Origin of the sequence: Clostridium zeae, from assembly GCF_017312485.1 — a bacterium.
GTDB classification, from domain to species: Bacteria; Bacillota; Clostridia; order Clostridiales; family Clostridiaceae; genus Clostridium_AR; species Clostridium_AR zeae.
The window spans coordinates 474,114-491,461 of record NZ_BMBA01000003.1 but is presented as its reverse complement, the minus strand read 5'-3'; the positions used below and the strand labels follow the sequence as shown (position 1 = coordinate 491,461).

Genomic DNA, 17,348 nt, shown 5'->3' with positions numbered 1-17,348 from the left:
ACAGTCTCAGTGGTTATTTTGTTTATTTAAGGGTTACTTCTAGGGGTTCTCCCTGTGCAATTATTTTATAAGGTGAGGTGTTAACACTATAAAGATATTCTTCATTTGAATCCATATTTTTAAATTCAGCAATATAATCATTTTTATTAGACGAATCTAAATTTTTATAGAAACTAAAATCATCCAAAGAAAATGTATTATTTAGGTCTTTATTTTGCAACCAGATTGGAAACTGATGCTTTAATAAGTTTTTAGGATCATTAATTTCTAAATAAAACTTTATATTGTTAGACTCTTTTTTTATATTCGTAACATTGATGCTTCCTATACCATCAAATTTGAAGTTTTTAAGCGTTTTTAAATTATAAGCTATAAGCATTTCTTCTGAGTATTTAACCATTTTTTCTTTATCGTTTAGAGTGTCTAATAAATTTGTTTTATAAGCCATTATATAGACTTTTTTTGCATCTTTTTCTACATTGGTAAAATCGCATATAAAGTTTTTTTCATCTTGAGATCTACAAGATTTAGTTTCGTATATCCTGCCTTTATCATCATAAAGATAAAATGAAAAGTTTTCAAAATCCTTTGCGTTTGAAGGGAGAGTGAACTTTATTGATGTTCCTAAGGGACTGGTTTTAAACCTATCTATCTTGATTTTGCAGGAGTCAGTCAAACTAATGGTGCCTATGCTATTCTTTGCTATAGTTTGATCAATAATTTTCTCTCTTGAAACCGGTAAGCTAAATTTGACGCTTACGTCATTAGCTGGAATATTATGAATTTCTATAGAGAGATCAAATCTTTTTGGTGGCTTTTTTGAAGGATCTGTTTTAAAGGTAGTAACTACTAAGAGGGTGTTATCATCAATAATCTTTGAATGATTATCAGCAGTTATAAACAATCCAAATGAACTTGGTAGATATGGAGTTATCATAAAATCATTTATGTTCTTACCGTCCTTATTCTTTTCAATGTTCAATCCAGGTTTATAAATCCTCATAGCAACCATGACATTTTCATCATCAGCCATTAGTTTATCTATGGTGAATTTATAGCCGTTCTTCTCTTGGCTTAAACCGACATAACTAGAAAAATCCTTAAACTCTTTATAGTAACCTAATTTTTCGTATAAGGAATCTATTACCGGTATACTTTCAATAAAAGATTGTGCAAAAGCAGGTTTAACCGTAAAGGTTCCAACTGTTATAAAAATGGCTAGTGAAGCTGCAATATATATAAACCTTTTCTTCTTGGAAACTTTAATGTTTTTTCTGAAGTTATTTTTTAATTGTTTAACTTCTAGGTCTGTTAAGTCTGTTTCTATATTGTCAAACTCTTCTTCATTAAAAGAAGATGAATTTAATAATTCATATATATTATCATTCATTGACAAAACCTCCGTAACCGCTAGTTAATTGTTCCTTTAATTTTTTCTTTCCTCTGAAGATTCTATTATCTACTGAAGACCGAGTAAGATTTAGAGAAGAACATATTGTGTTTATGCTATCTCCAATAAGGTATCTTCTTATAAAAATTTCTCTATCAGGATATTCTAATGTGTTTATAATATTTAAAAGTTCATTTCTATTTTCATTATCTAAAATTATATCTTCAGTGCTTTTTTCATTTATTAGAGTGATATCATCAATATCACATTGATCTTTAGTTTTTATGAGTTTTCTTTTGTAATCTATTGCGTTATATTTACTTACTGCAATTAACCAAGAAGTGAATTTTGACTCCTCAGATTTATAAGAGGAAATATTGTTCCATACCTTTAAAATTACATCATTTAAGCACTCCATGCAGTCTTCTCTATGATCTGTTCCAAGAACAGAAGTTATTACTTTAAACATTAAATTAGAGTAGTTATCTATGACATAATCTAATGCAGAAGGATTCTTCTTTATCAGCTGATGTATAAAGTTTTCACTAGTGATCTTCATTTTGCACCGTCCTTTCATATATAACTACGTAGAGATAATTAAATTTCTCTCAAACAAAAAATGTAATAAATTATATATTAGTTAAAAAATTCTTAAATATTGTTATGAAAATAAGTATACTACAATATCTAGAGAATATTATTTGGTGATTTTTTAAACATCCGAGATAATGAACATATATGAGGAAACTTACAGGTAATAAAATATAGGCATTCAAAAATTTTTATAAAGTATAATTTTGTAAGAAAAAAGGATCAAGCTAAAAAGTAATAAATACTTTAAGCTTAATCCTTTATGTTATTTCATCATCAAAGATATTTTAATTAATAATTTTGAGTACCGGGTTGAGATATATCACTTAGTGAATGACCCGCTTTTTGATCAGCTTGAGGTTCTGTTGCTAGATCACCAAGTGAGACTACTCCTACTAGTCTTTGATTTTCAACTATAGGAATTCTTCTTATTTGTTGTTGACTCATTATTCTTGATAAGTCTTCTAAGCTCATATCTGGTGAAGCTGTTACTGGATTGGTTGTCATAATATTTTTAACAGAGTCGCTTGAAGTATGAGAGCTAGAAGATACTGCTCTTAAAGCTATATCTCTATCAGTTACAATTCCTATAACCTTGTCACTATCACATACTGGAACTGATCCTATATCATATTCCTTCATAAGTGTAGCAGCTCTTTCAATGGTATCATTTGAAGATAAACTTACTACGGATTTACTCATTATATCTCTTGCTTTCATAAAAAACACCTGCCTTCAATTAAATTTCAACATTAGTGTTTCCTTAAAAAATAAAATATTACTAGAAAAATTTATGATGAAGTATTTAACATGAATTAGCTATAATTGAGATATAATAATATTAATTGATATTATAAGTCTTTTATTCTATAATTTAGTAGATATTTTAAAACGATTAGATAAAAGGGGTTGAATTAATTGGAAGATATAATTTTTAGTGTATTCTTAATTATATTTGGTGCAATGGTATGTGGTGCTGGTGTTAGAGCTTCAGATGAAAGAATTAAGAATTTCTCAAATTTTAAAAAGTATGATAAAATTTCAAATGATTTAATAAAGTTTTTGAGAACTCAGAACATAGTAATTGGAGTAGCTCTAATATTAACTGGATGCTTAAACTTTTATACCACTTTATCTACAACAATATTAGCATTTATAATAATAGCTATATATTTAATTACGATAATTCTAAGTTTTGTAGCTAAGAGAAAGTACTTATAGTAGTGTTGTTATTTCATAAAAACTAAGATTTGATGATGTGATTAACAATAAAATAAGCAGCATAAATAATACTAGTATATAAAAAATCCCTCTTAGAGGGATTTTTACTATATAATAATAGAACAGGCTTTTATATCTAGTTAAGTAGCAATTATTTGGATATAATTAGAATATAAAGTTTAAGATTGATTTTACATTTAATATAAGGAGTGAATACAGTGCAATGGTTAAATAAATTAGAAAGAAAGTTTGGTAGGTTTGCAATAAGAAATTTAATGATGTATATAGTGGGAGCAAATCTATTTGTATATTTAGTTGATTACTTATTTCGAGGCAATGGCTTATTTCAAACAAGTCTATCATATAAACTTGCGTTTATACCAAGTCTTATTCTAAAAGGTGAGGTGTGGAGGCTTATAACATTTATTTTTATACCACCGAGTTCTTCTCCACTATTTATAATATTTGTTTTATATTTTTATTATATTATAGGTTCGTCCTTAGAAAATGAATGGGGAAGCTTTAAGTTTAATGTTTATTACTTTGTTGGTGTGATTGGCACTATAATAGCTGGCTTTATATCAGGGGGAGTATTAGGAACGTACCTAACACTTTCATTATTTTTAGCATTTGCATATGTGTATCCGAATTATCAAATACTACTGTTCTTTATAATTCCTGTTAAGATAAAGTACCTAGCTTGGCTTGATGCAGCGTTCTTAGCCTTGTCATTTATAGGAGGAGAACTAGATACTAAGTTAGCTATAGTTGCAGCTTTAATTAACTTCGTATTATTTTTCGGTAGGGATATATTAAGTAGAGGGAAGCATGGCGGTTATGCTTATAATAACAAGAGAAAATTTAAAAATAAAACTAAGAATATTAAGTTAGTATGGAGACATAAGTGCGAGATTTGCGGAATAACTGAAAATGATGACCCTACAATGGAGTTCAGATATTGTTCAATTTGTGAAGGAAATCATGAATACTGTATAAATCATTTAAGAAATCACGAACATGTAAAAAATTAAATTTAGACAAAAATAAATGAAGGTATCTCAATACTGAGATACCTTCATTTATTTTAATTAAAGACCTAAAGCTTGATCTATAGCAGGCTTATCAAATCCAACTATTACAGTACCGTTTATATCTAATACAGGAACTCCCATTTGTCTTGATTTATTAACCATTTCTTCTCTAGCGGTTAAATCTTCTTGAACATTTAGTTCCTCATAATTAACTCCTTGTGCTTTTAAGTAGCTCTTTGCCTTAACACACCAAGGGCATGAATTAGTTGTATATACTTTTACCATAACATTTCACTCCTTATTAACAAATAATTATTATCTACATTCATTATACCTCATGAGGGTATATTATTCAATACAAAAGTTATTGAATCTTTTATAGTATATGACTATTATTATGATGTGCTTACAAATAGTGGTTAAAAATATTTAATCATAAATATCTTTTTCTTATTCATAAGGGGAACTTATATTTCTTTATAAAATAAAGATCTAGGTTAGTTTTACTACGTGTGCAGTAATAGTTGAAATTATAGGCTTGCAATGTTTTAAAATCTTAAACTTACATACTTATGCTATATGATACATTTACAATGAATAAAACAACATTTTTATAATAATATATTTTGACAATATAAAAATTATATACCTATAAAAATTAGTTAATAAAAAATTTCTTATTAACTTGGATGGAATACTCTGTAGAATGTAAAAAATATATTTTGATTGGATTTGAAATATTATTTTAAATCCTTAATGAAACTATGAAGTTCTAATTTCAACTTTTAAGCTATGCATGCCACGAAAATCCTCAGGAGCTAAGATTTCTGAACATGCATAACTTAGGTTTTTCCAATGGAACCCTATAGTTTAAAATGCTATAATAAGTTTTGAAATAAATCTTGATGGTTCATATTTTAATGCTTGTAAAAGAATGTGAAGATTAAATTGAGATTAATTAAGCCAGCGAGTAAATTAATGCTGATGAGTAGAGTTTTACCCCTATAATATATTTAAAATGATAATGTTTTATTAATGGATCTTATTTATAAGGAAATAGATAAAACTATAAACAAATAAAGTATAGTAGTATAGTGGTCTAGACAAGTAGAGAAATTTATAATATAATTAAATCAGGAGGAACGAAAATGATAGATAAGAATAGTCCTATACCAGTTTATTATCAATTAAAGGAAGATATAAAGAGAAAAATATCTCAAGGAGTATGGAAGGTTGGTCAGTGTATAGATAGTGAGAGAGAGCTTTCGGAGAGCTATGGAGTAAGTAGAATGACAATAAGACAGGCTCTTGGCGAATTAGTTCAAGAAGGAATACTGATTAGAGAAAAAGGAAAAGGAACCTTTGTATGTGAACCCAAAGTAAAGCAAAAAGATATGATGAGCTTCTCTAATATAATTAAGAAGCTTGGTGGGAAGCTAGAAACTAAGGTTTTGGGACTAGAGATTATAGATACACCTGAAGATATGCATGATGTATTTTCTTTTGATAAGCTGTATAGAATAGATAGAATGAGAATTGTAGATGGGGAAACCATAGCAAATGAAATAGTATATATACCATGTGATTACTGTGGATATATAGATGAAAAGTTATTAGAAGGCTCACTTTTTGAGATGTTAGAAGGCTTTGGTTACAAAATAGATTATTCTCAATCTTCAATAAAAGCAATAATAATGGATGACTATTATAAAAAACTATTTAATGTAGACAGAGACGTTCCTTTGATCAATATATACTCTAAAACTATAACAAACAATGGAAAGATTCTTTTTGTAGAGGAATCTACCTACAGATCAGATAAGTATTTATTAGAAGTAGATATTTCAACACGGGAGGGGAAATTTAGATGAAAATAATAATTGCTAAAAATTATGATGAAATGAGTGAAATTGCAGCTCGAGAAATTGCTGATTTTATAAATAACAAACCAGATGCGGTTTTAGGGCTTGCTACTGGAGGAACTCCAGCTGGAATGTATAAGGAGCTTATCAAGTTAAATAAAGAAGGAAAAGCAGACTTCTCTAAAGTAACTAGTGTAAATCTTGATGAGTACGTAGGACTAAGTGGAGAACATGAGCAAAGCTATAGATATTTTATGGATGACAATCTATTCAATCATGTTAATATAGATAAAAGTAAAACTTTTGTTCCTAATGGATTAGCAGAAGATATAGATGCATCATGCAGAGAGTATGATGAAAGAATATCGGAACTTGGAGGAGTTGATCTTCAACTGCTTGGAATAGGTGGCAATGGTCATATAGGCTTTAATGAACCAGCTGAGTATTTATACCAAGGTACACATCAAACTGAATTAGCTGAAAGCACTATAGAAGCTAATGCAAGATTCTTTGATTCAATAGATGAGGTGCCAAAGAAAGCTATAACTATGGGTATTGGCGGAATAATGAAATCGAAAAAAATACTTCTTTTAGCTAGTGGAGAAAATAAGGCTGAAGCAGTTGCGCAATTAGTAAGTGGAAAGATAAGCACAAAAGCACCAGCTTCAATGCTACAAATGCACGGGAATGTAGTTGTTGTTATTGATGAAGCTGCAGCTAAGTTTATAAAAGAAGCATAATATATATTGAAAATGTCACATATTTGTGGCATTTTTTTATTGTTTATGAAACTATAAAGTTTTTAAGATAGGATTGCTTGCGTAATTCATTTATTTTGCTAAAATCTTATGGCTATATTAAAAATATAATTTATTTATATGATATACTTTAATATAAGCATGATACTATTATATAATGTTTAATGTTAACCCAATAATGCATATTAATATAGAAAGTTTATTCAGGATTTTATATTATTTTAACTAAAAAATTTAAAATATAAATTTTATTATGATAAAATATGGTTATATTTTTATTAAAATGAAAGAATATTAATATATAACAGGAAAAGATAAAGTAGTAGGTGGATATAATGGCTAAAATTAAAACTCTATATGTTTGTCAGCAATGTGGTTATGAATCACCAAAGTGGTTAGGAAAGTGCCCAGAATGTAATTCATGGAATTCTATGCTAGAAGAAGTAAAGGAAACTAAGCCACAAAAAGCTTTATTTCCATCAAGACAAACTAGTTCTCCTAAGCAAATAAAAGATATTAAATCTGGAGAAAAAGAAAGATATGATACAGGAATTATTGAACTCAATAGAGTTTTAGGTGGTGGCCTTGTAAGGGGATCTCTTACCTTAATATCTGGGGATCCTGGTATAGGAAAATCCACGCTGCTTTTACAAACGGCTAATAACATATCAAAAAAATACGGAAAGGTTCTTTACGTTTCTGGTGAAGAATCAGAAGAGCAGATTAAGATAAGAGGAGATAGGTTGGGAGTTGAGGCTGAAGAATTATATATAGTATCAGAAACTAGCCTTGATGTAATAGAAAGTTATATAGAAGATATAAAACCTGTTTTTGTAATAATTGACTCTATTCAAACCATATATAAAGAAGGGGTTACTTCTGCACCAGGAAGTGTGTCTCAAGTTAGAGAATGCTCTAATGTAATAATGAGGATGGGGAAAAGTAACAATATACCTTTATTTATAGTAGCTCATGTGACTAAACAAGGTGAATTAGCAGGTCCTAGAGTGCTAGAGCATATGGTTGATACAGTGCTTTCTTTTGAAGGAGAAAGAACAGAAGAATTTAGAATACTTAGAACGATGAAAAATAGATTTGGAACAACTAGTGAAATTGGAGTATTTGAAATGAGCCAAGAAGGTCTTATTCAGATTTATGATCCATCAAGAATGTTCTTAGAAGACACTAATTACAATCAAGAAGGGTCTATGGTTGTAGGACTTATGGAGGGTACAAGACCAATACTTGTAGAAATACAAGCGTTAGTTACAGAGACTAAAGCTGTCATGCCAAGGCGTACGGGAGTAGGTATAGATCATCAAAGACTTAGCTTAATTTTAGCTGTTCTTGAAAAAAAGATAAGAATACCATTTTATAATAGCGATGTTTATTTAAATGTAGTAGGTGGACTTAATATAGAGGGTACCACTGCAGACTTAGGTATCGCGTTAGCACTTATATCGTCATCTAAAGCAAATGCAGGGGCGTTAGAAAAAGTTATGATTATTGGTGAAGTAGGACTTACTGGAGAGATAAGACCGGTAAACAATTGTGATAGATTAGTAAATGAAGCACAAAAGATGGGGTTTACTAATGTAGTAGTTCCATATAGAAACTTAGATAAGCTTAACAAGGAAGGACTAAATGTAATTGGTGTCAGAACTTTAAAGGAAGCAGTAAGCAAGATTTTCTGATAGGTCGGTGAAAGATATATGAGAATAGAAAATGATAAAGAAATTAAAAACATTTTAAAAATAGTTGGTCCAGGAACGCAGCTTAGAGAAGGTCTTGAAAATATATTAAGGGCTAAAACTGGAGGGCTTATAGTACTAAGTAATACTGAAGAGGTCATGAGGATCGTTGATGGTGGATTTACTATAAATTCTGATTATTCACCGTCATATATTTACGAGCTAGCAAAAATGGATGGGGCAATTGTAATAAGTTCAGATCTAAAAAAGATTATTTGTGCAAATGCTCAATTAGTACCAGAGTCATCTATACAGACTTTTGAAACAGGCACAAGGCACAGAACTGCTCAAAGAGTAGCTAAACAAACAGGAATGATAGCAGTTGCTATCTCTCAGAGAAGAAATATAATAACTATATATAAAGGTGAGCTAAAATATGTATTGAGAGAAAGCAGTGTTATATTAGCAAGGGCTAATCAGGCTGTACAGACACTTGAAAAGTATGTGGCAGTTCTAGATAGAGTTATTAATAATCTGAATTTATTAGAGTTCCAGGATTTGGTGACTTTATTTGATGTAGTTACTGCTATTCAAAGGACAGAAATGGTAATGAGAATAGTAGGAGAGATAGAGAGATATATAGTTGAACTTGGAAATGAAGGCAGACTGATTTCCATGCAGCTAAACGAGCTAATAAAGAATATAGAGCAGGACGGAATACTTTTAATAAGAGATTATTGCAAGATTAATATGGACCATAATGAGATATATAAAGATATGCAGAAGCTTAGCCAAGAAGAATTACTTGATTTAGATATGATAGGTAAGCTTCTAGGATATGTATCAGTTCCAATGATAGATACATTAATTTCTCCAAGAGGTTATAGGATTCTAAACAAAGTGCCAAGAATTCCTGCAACTGTTATAGAAAATCTTATAAAACATTTTAAAGAATTGACAGCAATTCTAGATGCTACAACAGATGATTTAGATCAAGTTGAAGGTATTGGAGAAGCAAGAGCGAGAGCAATAAGAAATGGGCTAAGAAGAATAAAGGAACAAGTCTCATTAAATAAACAATTATAAAAAAGTTAGCAGGTTATAATCCTGCTAACTTTTTATTTGTTTTGTTAGATTTTATACGTTTCACTAATTAAAAGCTTTTAAAACTTAACACATTGTTAAGAAAGATAAAATCATATATATTTATCTAATTTACATCTTATTAGAATAAATCTTACAAAATTACATAAAAGTTTTGTAAAGTTAATACTAAAAGTATGATTATTTGGATACTATATATACGTGGTAAAAAAGCTTACAAGGCATTTTATCTATGATTATGATCAAGTATTATAAGTTCCATGTAAATGAATACGTTTAAAGTTGATGAAATATTAAAAAATTTACAAATGGTTGTTATTAAAATGCAATATTTAGGTAATAATTAATAAAGCGTCATCTAAACGTAAATTTTCCCAATGTATTTATTCGATCATATTCCTTTATCAATATATCGTAAAGGTTTAAATCTAAGGAGTTGCAAAGCGAAGTAAGATAGAAGATATTATTACCAATCTCTCTTTCAATAATTTCTCTGCAGCCTTCGCATAGTTCTCCTTCAAGATGACTTTTTAAACATTTATCTAAGACATCTATAGAATCGTCCTCTTCCGGAAGACATTGTTTATCAGCAGAAATTTTTACGCAACCACAATTTGTTACAGCTTTAGCTACAGCTCTATTCACCCTAGCATTAGACTCTTGAAATTTAGATAAAATATCAAGAATACTCTTGTGTCTTAGTAGTGATTCCTGCACAGCATTTTGAAAATCATCGAATATAACGTCTTTCATCGGTATCACTCCTTTTGATAAATTTGTTTGATATTTAATTTAATTATAAGTATTTTCAGATAATTTTGTCAATGAAGTAAGATGTGATCATCCTTAGATATTATATTAAATCATTGCTATTTTTTTTTATAGGGGGTATTTAAATAGTAATTTATAGAAAGTTCAAATCTATTCATTATGTTTTTTAGAAACTATATGTTATAATTGTTTAAAGGATTTTATAAAAATTGTTGTTTTCAAGAATGTATTTCAATATAATGGAAATACTTAGATAATAGGAGGTGAAAAATATTGGTAAAAAAACTTTTTAGACTTACTTTTACTATAATTGGATTAGTAGTTGGTTATTTTATAGCGGATGGGCTTATAAAAACAAATTATATAGCAAATAATTTTTCCTCTATAAAAATGCCAGTAGTAGCTTTAATTTTTTATTCTTTATTTATTATTATTTTCGGACTTATACTTTTTATTGTTTCTCCACTTTTGTATCGAGGTATATCAAAGTTAATAGATGCTATAGAAAGCAGTATGCAGAAACTCACTGCCAGTGAAATATTATTTGGTGCATTAGGTGCGATAATATCACTAATAATAGCATCATTATTTATGCTACCACTTAATGGAGTATTAAATAAGATACATGAAATATTAGCTCAGGTAGTGTTCATTGTAGTTAACCTTGTTGCGTTGGTAATTGGAGTAGATATTTCTGTTAAAAGAAAAGATGATATAATCGCTTTATTTGATGGATTAAAAAGAAGTTCGAGCAAAGATAAAAAGAATAAACACGGAAATAAAGCATATCCAAAAGTTTTAGATACGTCTGTTATAATTGATGGAAGAATATTTGATATATGCCAAACGGCATTTGTTGAAGGACCGTTAGTTATTCCAAGCTTTGTTCTTGATGAATTAAGACATATATCAGATTCATCAGATTCCTTAAAAAGAAATAGAGGAAGAAGAGGACTAGATATACTTAATAAGATTCAAAAAGAGCTAAGCATAGAGGTTCAGATTTGGGAAGGCGATTTTCCAGATATTCAGGAAGTGGATTCTAAGCTTTTAAAGTTAGCTCAAACTTTAAGTGGAAAAGTTGTAACTAATGACTATAACTTAAATAAAGTAGCGGAATTTCAAGGTGTACCTGTTCTTAATATAAATGAATTGGCTAATGCTATAAAGCCAGTAGTACTTCCAGGCGAAGACATGACCATAACAATTGTTAAAGATGGTAAAGAATCAGGTCAAGGGGTTGCATATCTTGACGATGGTACAATGATAGTTGTTGAAGGTGGAAGAAAGTTTATTGGAGAAAATATTGATGTTACAGTTACTTCAGTACTCCAAACTGCTGCAGGAAGAATGATATTTGCGAAACAGAAAGAAGTAGTTTAAAGGGGTTATTATTATGTCAAAAGCTTGTGCAATTATTGTGGCTGGCGGCAAGGGCAAGAGGATGGGTGCTGATATAGCTAAGCAATATATAAATATTGGAGGAAAACCAATATTATATTATGCAATTAAAGCCTTTGTAGAGTGCAGCTCTATAGATGAAGTAGTATTGGTCACTCAGAAAGATGAAATACAATATTGCAAGAGCGAAATAATTGAAAAGTTTAATCTGCCTGTAAAAAAGATTATTGAAGCAGGAGCAGAAAGACAGGATTCCGTATATAATGGATTAAAATCAATACAAGATTGTGATATAGTATTAATTCATGATGCTGCTAGACCATTTGTTACTAGAGATATAATTGAAAGTGGTATAACATATGCTAAAGAGTTTGGGGCAGCAGCTCCAGGAGTTACGCCTAAAGATACCATTAAGATTAAGGGTGATGACGGATTTTCTTTATCAACACCCAATAGAAGTACATTATTTGCAGTACAAACACCACAATGTTTTAGATATGATGAGATAAGACAATGCCATGAAAAAATAAAAAACAATAATATATCAGTAACTGATGATACTATGGCGTTTGAAATGTTTCATAGCAAAGTGTTTTTATATGAAGGTGACTATAAGAATATAAAGATAACTACTCCAGAAGATTTGATTTTAGCGGAAAATTTTGTAAAAGAAGCGTAAGTTTTTAGTGAATATAAGAAATATACTAGAAGAAGTTAAAGAAAAATTTCATATATTGACATGCTTTTTTTAAAAAGTTATAATAAATTAATCAAATTTAATATTGAAAAGCATTGAAGAAGAATAGTAAGAGCTACCTTACAGAGAGAGAATCCTTGGCTGAAAGATTTTCGACTGCTTTGAACCTGCTTCTGAGTTGTAGGTAAAAACTATCGGTCTAATACCGTTATTATTAGTTGAGTACAAATTTAGGTGGTACCGCGATATAAGTTCGCCCTAAGCATAGGGTGGACTTTTTTTATTTGTTTTTAAAATGAGATACGTAAAAAACGCAAATGAAAATTGAGTTAACCATTTTTATTCAAATTGAAAGTATGTAATTTTATAATTGCTTTAAAGATAGAGGAGGATACGCAAATGAAAATGTCAAACATGTTAGTTTCTACACTAAGAGAAGTACCTGCAGAAGCTGAAATAGATAGCCATAAGCTTATGCTAAGAGCAGGTATGATGAGAAAGATGGCATCAGGTATTTACAATTATATGCCACTTGGACTTAAAGTACTAAAAAAAATAGAAGATGTTGTTAGAGAAGAAATGGATAATGCAGGAGCACAAGAGTTTTTGGCTTCAGCTATGATTCCAGCTGAATTATGGAAAGAATCAGGAAGATGGGATGCTTACGGCGCAGAGATGTTTAGACTTAAAGATAGAAATGAAAGAGATTTTTGTCTTGGGCCAACTCATGAAGAAGTATTTACAGATATAGCTAGAAATGAAATAAAATCGTATAAGCAATTACCAGTAAATCTTTATCAAATACAAACTAAGTATAGAGATGAAAGAAGACCAAGGTTTGGGGTAATGAGATCCAGAGAGTTCATAATGAAAGATGCTTACAGTTTTGATAAAGATGAAGCAGGACTTGATATATCTTACAATAAGATGAATAAGGCTTATGTGAACATATTTAATAGATGTGGATTAGATGCAAAGTGTGTTGAAGCTGACTCAGGTGCTATTGGAGGATCAAACTCAGCAGAATTTATGGTTAAATCTGAAGTTGGTGAGGATGATATTGTATTCTGCAGTTCTTGTGATTATGCAGCTAATATTGAAAAAGCAGCACCAACTCCTGAAGTAGCAGAAGCTGAAGAACTAAAGGAACTTAATAAAATAGAAACTCCAAACACTAGAACAATAGAAGAACTTATAAAATTCTTTAATACTACAGAAAAGAAGTTTGCTAAAACTCTTATATACAATGCAGATGGTAAGATTGTTGCAGTTATGGTAAGAGGAGATAGAGAAGTAAATGAAACAAAGGTTGCAAATGCTTTAGGTGGTGTTACTAATTTAGAAATGGCAGATAATGAAGCAGTTGCAAAAGCAACTGGAGCACAAGTTGGATTTGCTGGACCAATAGGCATAAAGGTTGAAGCTTTATTTGTTGATACTGAAGTTGAAAAGATGTATAACTTCATAGTTGGAGCTAACGAAACTGGCTACCATATAGAGAATGTAAACTATGGAAGAGACTTTGAAGGAACTGTTGGAGACTTTAGAAACATAACTGAAGGCGAAAAATGTCCACACTGTGGAGGAGCAATTACTATATCTAGAGGAACTGAAGTAGGCCATATATTTAAACTTGGAACGAAATATTCAGTTTCTATGAATGCAAACTTTATAGATGAAAATGGAGAACAAAAGCCATTTATAATGGGATGTTATGGAATAGGAATAACAAGAACAATGGCATCTATAATAGAGCAACACCATGATGAAAATGGTATAGTTTGGCCACTTTCTGTATCACCATATCAAGTAGCATTAGTGATTGTTAATATAAAGGATGAAGCTCAAGTGAAGGTAGCTACCGAACTTTATGAATCTCTTAAAAAGAGAGGCGTTGACGTAATCCTAGACGATAGAAATGAAAGAGCTGGGGTTAAGTTTAAGGATGCTGATCTTATGGGAATACCAATGAGAATAACAGTAGGTAAAAAGATTACTGAGAATCAAGTAGAATTTAAGCTTAGAAATTCTCAAGATATTGATGTAATAAATATAGATGATGTATATAATACAGTAAAAAAACAGTTTGATGAATCTGGTTTGTATATATAAGAATATAATAAATATATAAAATTAATTCACAAAGGGAGGGTTGTTTATGATGAAAATATATAATACTCTAACAAATAAAAAAGAAGAATTTATCCCCATTGAACAAAATAAGGTGAGGATGTATGTTTGTGGACCAACAGTATATAATTTTTTTCATATAGGAAACGGAAGAACCTTTATAGTATTTGATACTATAAGAAGATATTTTGAATATAGAGGCTTTGAGGTTAAGTTCGTACAAAACTTTACAGATATTGATGATAAGATGATCAATAAAGCCAATGAAGAAGGAACAACAGTTAAGGAACTAGGTGATAGATATATAGATGAATACTATCAAGATGCAGACTCTCTTAATATAGAGAGAGCTACAGTTAACCCTAGAGCAACTGAATACATTGATGAGATTGTAAGTTTCGTAAAAGAGCTTGTTGATAAAGGGTATGCATATGAGATTAATGGGGATGTTTACTTCTCTACTAAAAAGTTTACTCACTATGGAAAGCTATCAGGTCAGAATATAGAAGATCTACAAGCTGGAGCAAGAATAAATGTTGATGAAAGAAAACAAGATCCTATGGATTTTGCTATATGGAAAGCTCAAAAACCAGGTGAACCAGGATGGGAAAGTCCGTGGGGATTAGGAAGACCGGGGTGGCATATAGAATGTTCTTGCATGGCAAAGGATATACTTGGTGAAACAATAGATATTCACGCAGGTGGATCAGATTTAGTATTCCCACACCATGAAAATGAAATAGCTCAAAGTGAAGCTCTTACAGGAAAACCATTTGCAAACTATTGGATGCATAGTGCTTTCCTTAATATAAACAATCAAAAAATGTCTAAATCATTAAATAACTTTTTTACAGCAAGAGAGATATTGAGCAATTATGAGGCTGATGTAATAAGATTTTTAATGTTATCAGCTCATTATAGACAACAACTTAATTTTAATGAGGAGTTATTAGAATCTGCAAAGGCATCAGTTGAGAGAATCTACAATGCTATAGCAAATTTAGAAAACTTACTTGAAGAAGTTAAGGTGGAAGTTGCTACAGATGAAGAAAGAAGTTATTTAAATTCTCTAAGTAAACATAAAGAAAAGTATATAGAGAGAATGGATGATGATTTTAATACTGCAGATGCTATCACAGCTATCTTTGATTTAATAAAGGATATTAATACTAATATATCAATAAATTCTTCTAAGGAATCTATAGTTGAAGCGTTAAAGCTTATAAGAGAACTTGGAGAACCTTTAGGAATTCTGCAGAAATCAACTAAGGTTTCATTAGAAGATGAGATAGAACAATTAGTTGAACAAAGACAACAAGCTAGAAAAGATAGAGACTGGGCATTAGCAGATAAAATTAGAGATGAGCTAAAAGACAGAGGTATTGTTCTTGAGGACACACCTCAGGGAGTAAGATGGAAAAAGATCTAATCTTTTAGTGACTGTTTTGGATATTTTAGACTTGTGGCATTGAAGAGCATAAATGGTGTTTCTTTGCCACGAGTCTTTTTATTGTACAGGAAAGTATTTGAAATTTAGTAATAAGCAATAAGTCATGAAGGGGGAAACAAGGTTGAGAAATCTAGAAAACATAAAAAAGGTAGTAATAAAAGTAGGCACCTCAACTCTTACTTATGCAAACGGAAATCTTAATTTAGTTAAGATGGAGAATATAGTTAGACAAATAGCAGACTTACATAATAGAGGTCTTGAAGTCATATTAGTTACTTCTGGCGCTATTGGTACAGGGGCTAGTGCTTTGGGGTATAAGGAAAGACCAAAAACCATACCAGAAAAGCAAGCATGTGCTGCTGTTGGGCAGGTAACTCTTATTCACATGTATCAGAAGCTTTTTTCAGAATATAATAAGGTTTCGGCTCAAATTCTTATGACTAGAGAAGATATCAGAGATAGAAAAAGGTATCTAAACGGAAGAAACACCTTCTTTACCCTGTTAGATATAGGTGCTATACCAATAGTTAATGAAAATGATGCTCTTGTGGTAGATGAAATCAAATTTGGTGATAATGATAGCCTTTCGGCTATGGTGGCGTCATTCGTAGATGCAGATCTGTTAATTATACTTTCTGATATAGAGGGACTATATGACAGTAACCCAAAAGAGAATAAAGATGCTAAAATCATAGATTATGTTGAGACCATAACGAAAGAAATTGAAGGTTATGCAGGTGGTGCAGGGTCAAAGCTTGGCACAGGAGGAATGATAACAAAACTTCATGCAGCTAAGATTTGCTGCTCATCTGGTGTCTCAATGATAATATGCAATGGAGCATCAAATGATAGCATAATAAGAGCTGTAAATGGTGAAAATGTTGGAACCTATTTTCAAGGCAAAGTTAAGCCTATGAAAGGAAGACAACATTGGTTAGCATACGAGGCAGCACCAAAAGCCAGTATAATAGTTGACCTAGGAGCTGAAAAGGCTCTAAGAAATCATAAAAGTCTTTTGCCAAAAGGCATAGTATCTATTGAGGGCAAATTCGATGAAGGTGATGTAGTAAGTATACTAAGTATTGACGGAAATAGGATAGGACACGGTATATCTAGCTATAACTCAAAAGATCTAAGTTCTGTAATTGGTGTAGAAACAAGAAAGATAGAAGAAATACTAGGGTATAAGCATTATGATGAAATCATTCATATAAATAATATGGTTATATTTTAAAGTTGGGGAGGTAACAA

General features: G+C 30.5%; 16 protein-coding genes. 11 read left to right on the top strand and 5 right to left on the bottom strand.

Going from position 1 to position 17,348, the window contains the following annotated elements:
• Window positions 1-22: 22 nt before the first annotated feature.
• The 3 genes from J3477_RS17035 to J3477_RS17025 all read right to left on the bottom strand — a co-directional run bounded on the left by J3477_RS17035 (window position 23) and on the right by J3477_RS17025 (window position 2,701).
• Window positions 23-1,390 (bottom strand): DUF4179 domain-containing protein, encoded by a 1,368-nt coding sequence (locus J3477_RS17035; protein ID WP_206871134.1) that lies wholly within the window; start codon window positions 1,388-1,390, stop codon window positions 23-25.
• Window positions 1,383-1,949, bottom strand: a complete 567-nt coding sequence (locus tag J3477_RS17030) for a sigma-70 family RNA polymerase sigma factor (protein WP_206871133.1) — start codon at window positions 1,947-1,949, stop codon at window positions 1,383-1,385. The genes J3477_RS17035 and J3477_RS17030 overlap by 8 nt, the downstream gene beginning before the upstream one ends.
• A 323-nt stretch (window positions 1,950-2,272) precedes the next feature.
• Window positions 2,273-2,701 carry a CBS domain-containing protein gene (locus J3477_RS17025; RefSeq protein ID WP_206871132.1) on the bottom strand — a complete coding sequence of 143 codons (429 nt, stop codon included), beginning with the start codon at window positions 2,699-2,701 and terminating at the stop codon, window positions 2,273-2,275.
• A gap of 198 nt (window positions 2,702-2,899) precedes the next feature.
• Between J3477_RS17025 and J3477_RS17020 the strand changes: the two genes are divergently transcribed.
• Together J3477_RS17020 and J3477_RS17015 are read left to right on the top strand one after the other, a co-directional pair.
• Window positions 2,900-3,202 (top strand): hypothetical protein, encoded by a 303-nt coding sequence (locus J3477_RS17020; protein ID WP_206871131.1) that lies wholly within the window; start codon window positions 2,900-2,902, stop codon window positions 3,200-3,202.
• A 218-nt stretch (window positions 3,203-3,420) separates the two neighbouring features.
• Entirely contained in the window at window positions 3,421-4,233 is an 813-nt protein-coding gene (locus J3477_RS17015) for a rhomboid family intramembrane serine protease (protein WP_206871130.1), read from the top strand.
• Between the two features lie 57 nt (window positions 4,234-4,290).
• Here the strand turns inward: J3477_RS17015 and J3477_RS17010 are convergent, their stop codons facing one another.
• The gene (locus J3477_RS17010; protein ID WP_206871129.1) at window positions 4,291-4,518 is read right to left on the bottom strand and encodes a glutaredoxin family protein; all 228 of its coding nucleotides are present in this window, start codon (window positions 4,516-4,518) and stop codon (window positions 4,291-4,293) included.
• An 863-nt stretch (window positions 4,519-5,381) separates the two neighbouring features.
• On the opposite strand from J3477_RS17010, the gene J3477_RS17005 reads away from it, so the two are divergent.
• The 4 genes from J3477_RS17005 (at window position 5,382) to disA (ending at window position 9,630) form a co-directional block, all read left to right on the top strand.
• Window positions 5,382-6,104 carry a GntR family transcriptional regulator gene (locus tag J3477_RS17005; protein WP_206871128.1) on the top strand — a complete coding sequence of 241 codons (723 nt, stop codon included), beginning with the start codon at window positions 5,382-5,384 and terminating at the stop codon, window positions 6,102-6,104.
• Window positions 6,101-6,835, top strand: a complete 735-nt coding sequence (gene nagB / locus J3477_RS17000) for a glucosamine-6-phosphate deaminase (protein WP_206871127.1) — start codon at window positions 6,101-6,103, stop codon at window positions 6,833-6,835. The genes J3477_RS17005 and nagB overlap by 4 nt, the downstream gene beginning before the upstream one ends.
• A 353-nt stretch (window positions 6,836-7,188) precedes the next feature.
• Complete coding sequence (radA, locus tag J3477_RS16995; RefSeq protein ID WP_206871126.1) at window positions 7,189-8,547, top strand: DNA repair protein RadA; 1,359 nt, start codon at window positions 7,189-7,191, stop codon at window positions 8,545-8,547.
• An 18-nt stretch (window positions 8,548-8,565) separates the two neighbouring features.
• Window positions 8,566-9,630 (top strand): DNA integrity scanning diadenylate cyclase DisA, encoded by a 1,065-nt coding sequence (gene disA, locus J3477_RS16990; RefSeq protein ID WP_206871125.1) that lies wholly within the window; start codon window positions 8,566-8,568, stop codon window positions 9,628-9,630.
• A gap of 372 nt (window positions 9,631-10,002) precedes the next feature.
• On the opposite strand, the gene J3477_RS16985 is transcribed toward disA, so the two are convergent.
• Window positions 10,003-10,401 carry a nucleoside triphosphate pyrophosphohydrolase family protein gene (locus J3477_RS16985; RefSeq protein WP_206871124.1) on the bottom strand — a complete coding sequence of 133 codons (399 nt, stop codon included), beginning with the start codon at window positions 10,399-10,401 and terminating at the stop codon, window positions 10,003-10,005.
• A 291-nt stretch (window positions 10,402-10,692) separates the two neighbouring features.
• Here J3477_RS16985 and J3477_RS16980 point away from each other — a divergent pair, with 291 nt between their 5' ends.
• The 5 genes from J3477_RS16980 to proB all read left to right on the top strand — a co-directional run bounded on the left by J3477_RS16980 (window position 10,693) and on the right by proB (window position 17,331).
• Window positions 10,693-11,802 (top strand): PIN/TRAM domain-containing protein, encoded by a 1,110-nt coding sequence (locus J3477_RS16980; protein WP_206871123.1) that lies wholly within the window; start codon window positions 10,693-10,695, stop codon window positions 11,800-11,802.
• A 13-nt stretch (window positions 11,803-11,815) separates the two neighbouring features.
• Window positions 11,816-12,499: a 2-C-methyl-D-erythritol 4-phosphate cytidylyltransferase gene (gene ispD / locus J3477_RS16975; protein ID WP_206871122.1), complete on the top strand. Its 684-nt coding sequence runs from the start codon at window positions 11,816-11,818 to the stop codon at window positions 12,497-12,499.
• A 417-nt stretch (window positions 12,500-12,916) separates the two neighbouring features.
• The gene (locus J3477_RS16970; protein ID WP_206871121.1) at window positions 12,917-14,629 is read left to right on the top strand and encodes a proline--tRNA ligase; all 1,713 of its coding nucleotides are present in this window, start codon (window positions 12,917-12,919) and stop codon (window positions 14,627-14,629) included.
• Between the two features lie 49 nt (window positions 14,630-14,678).
• Complete coding sequence (cysS, locus tag J3477_RS16965; RefSeq protein WP_206871167.1) at window positions 14,679-16,076, top strand: cysteine--tRNA ligase; 1,398 nt, start codon at window positions 14,679-14,681, stop codon at window positions 16,074-16,076.
• 124 nt (window positions 16,077-16,200) lie between these two features.
• Entirely contained in the window at window positions 16,201-17,331 is a 1,131-nt protein-coding gene (gene proB, locus J3477_RS16960; protein WP_206871120.1) for a glutamate 5-kinase, read from the top strand.
• Window positions 17,332-17,348 lie beyond the last annotated feature (17 nt).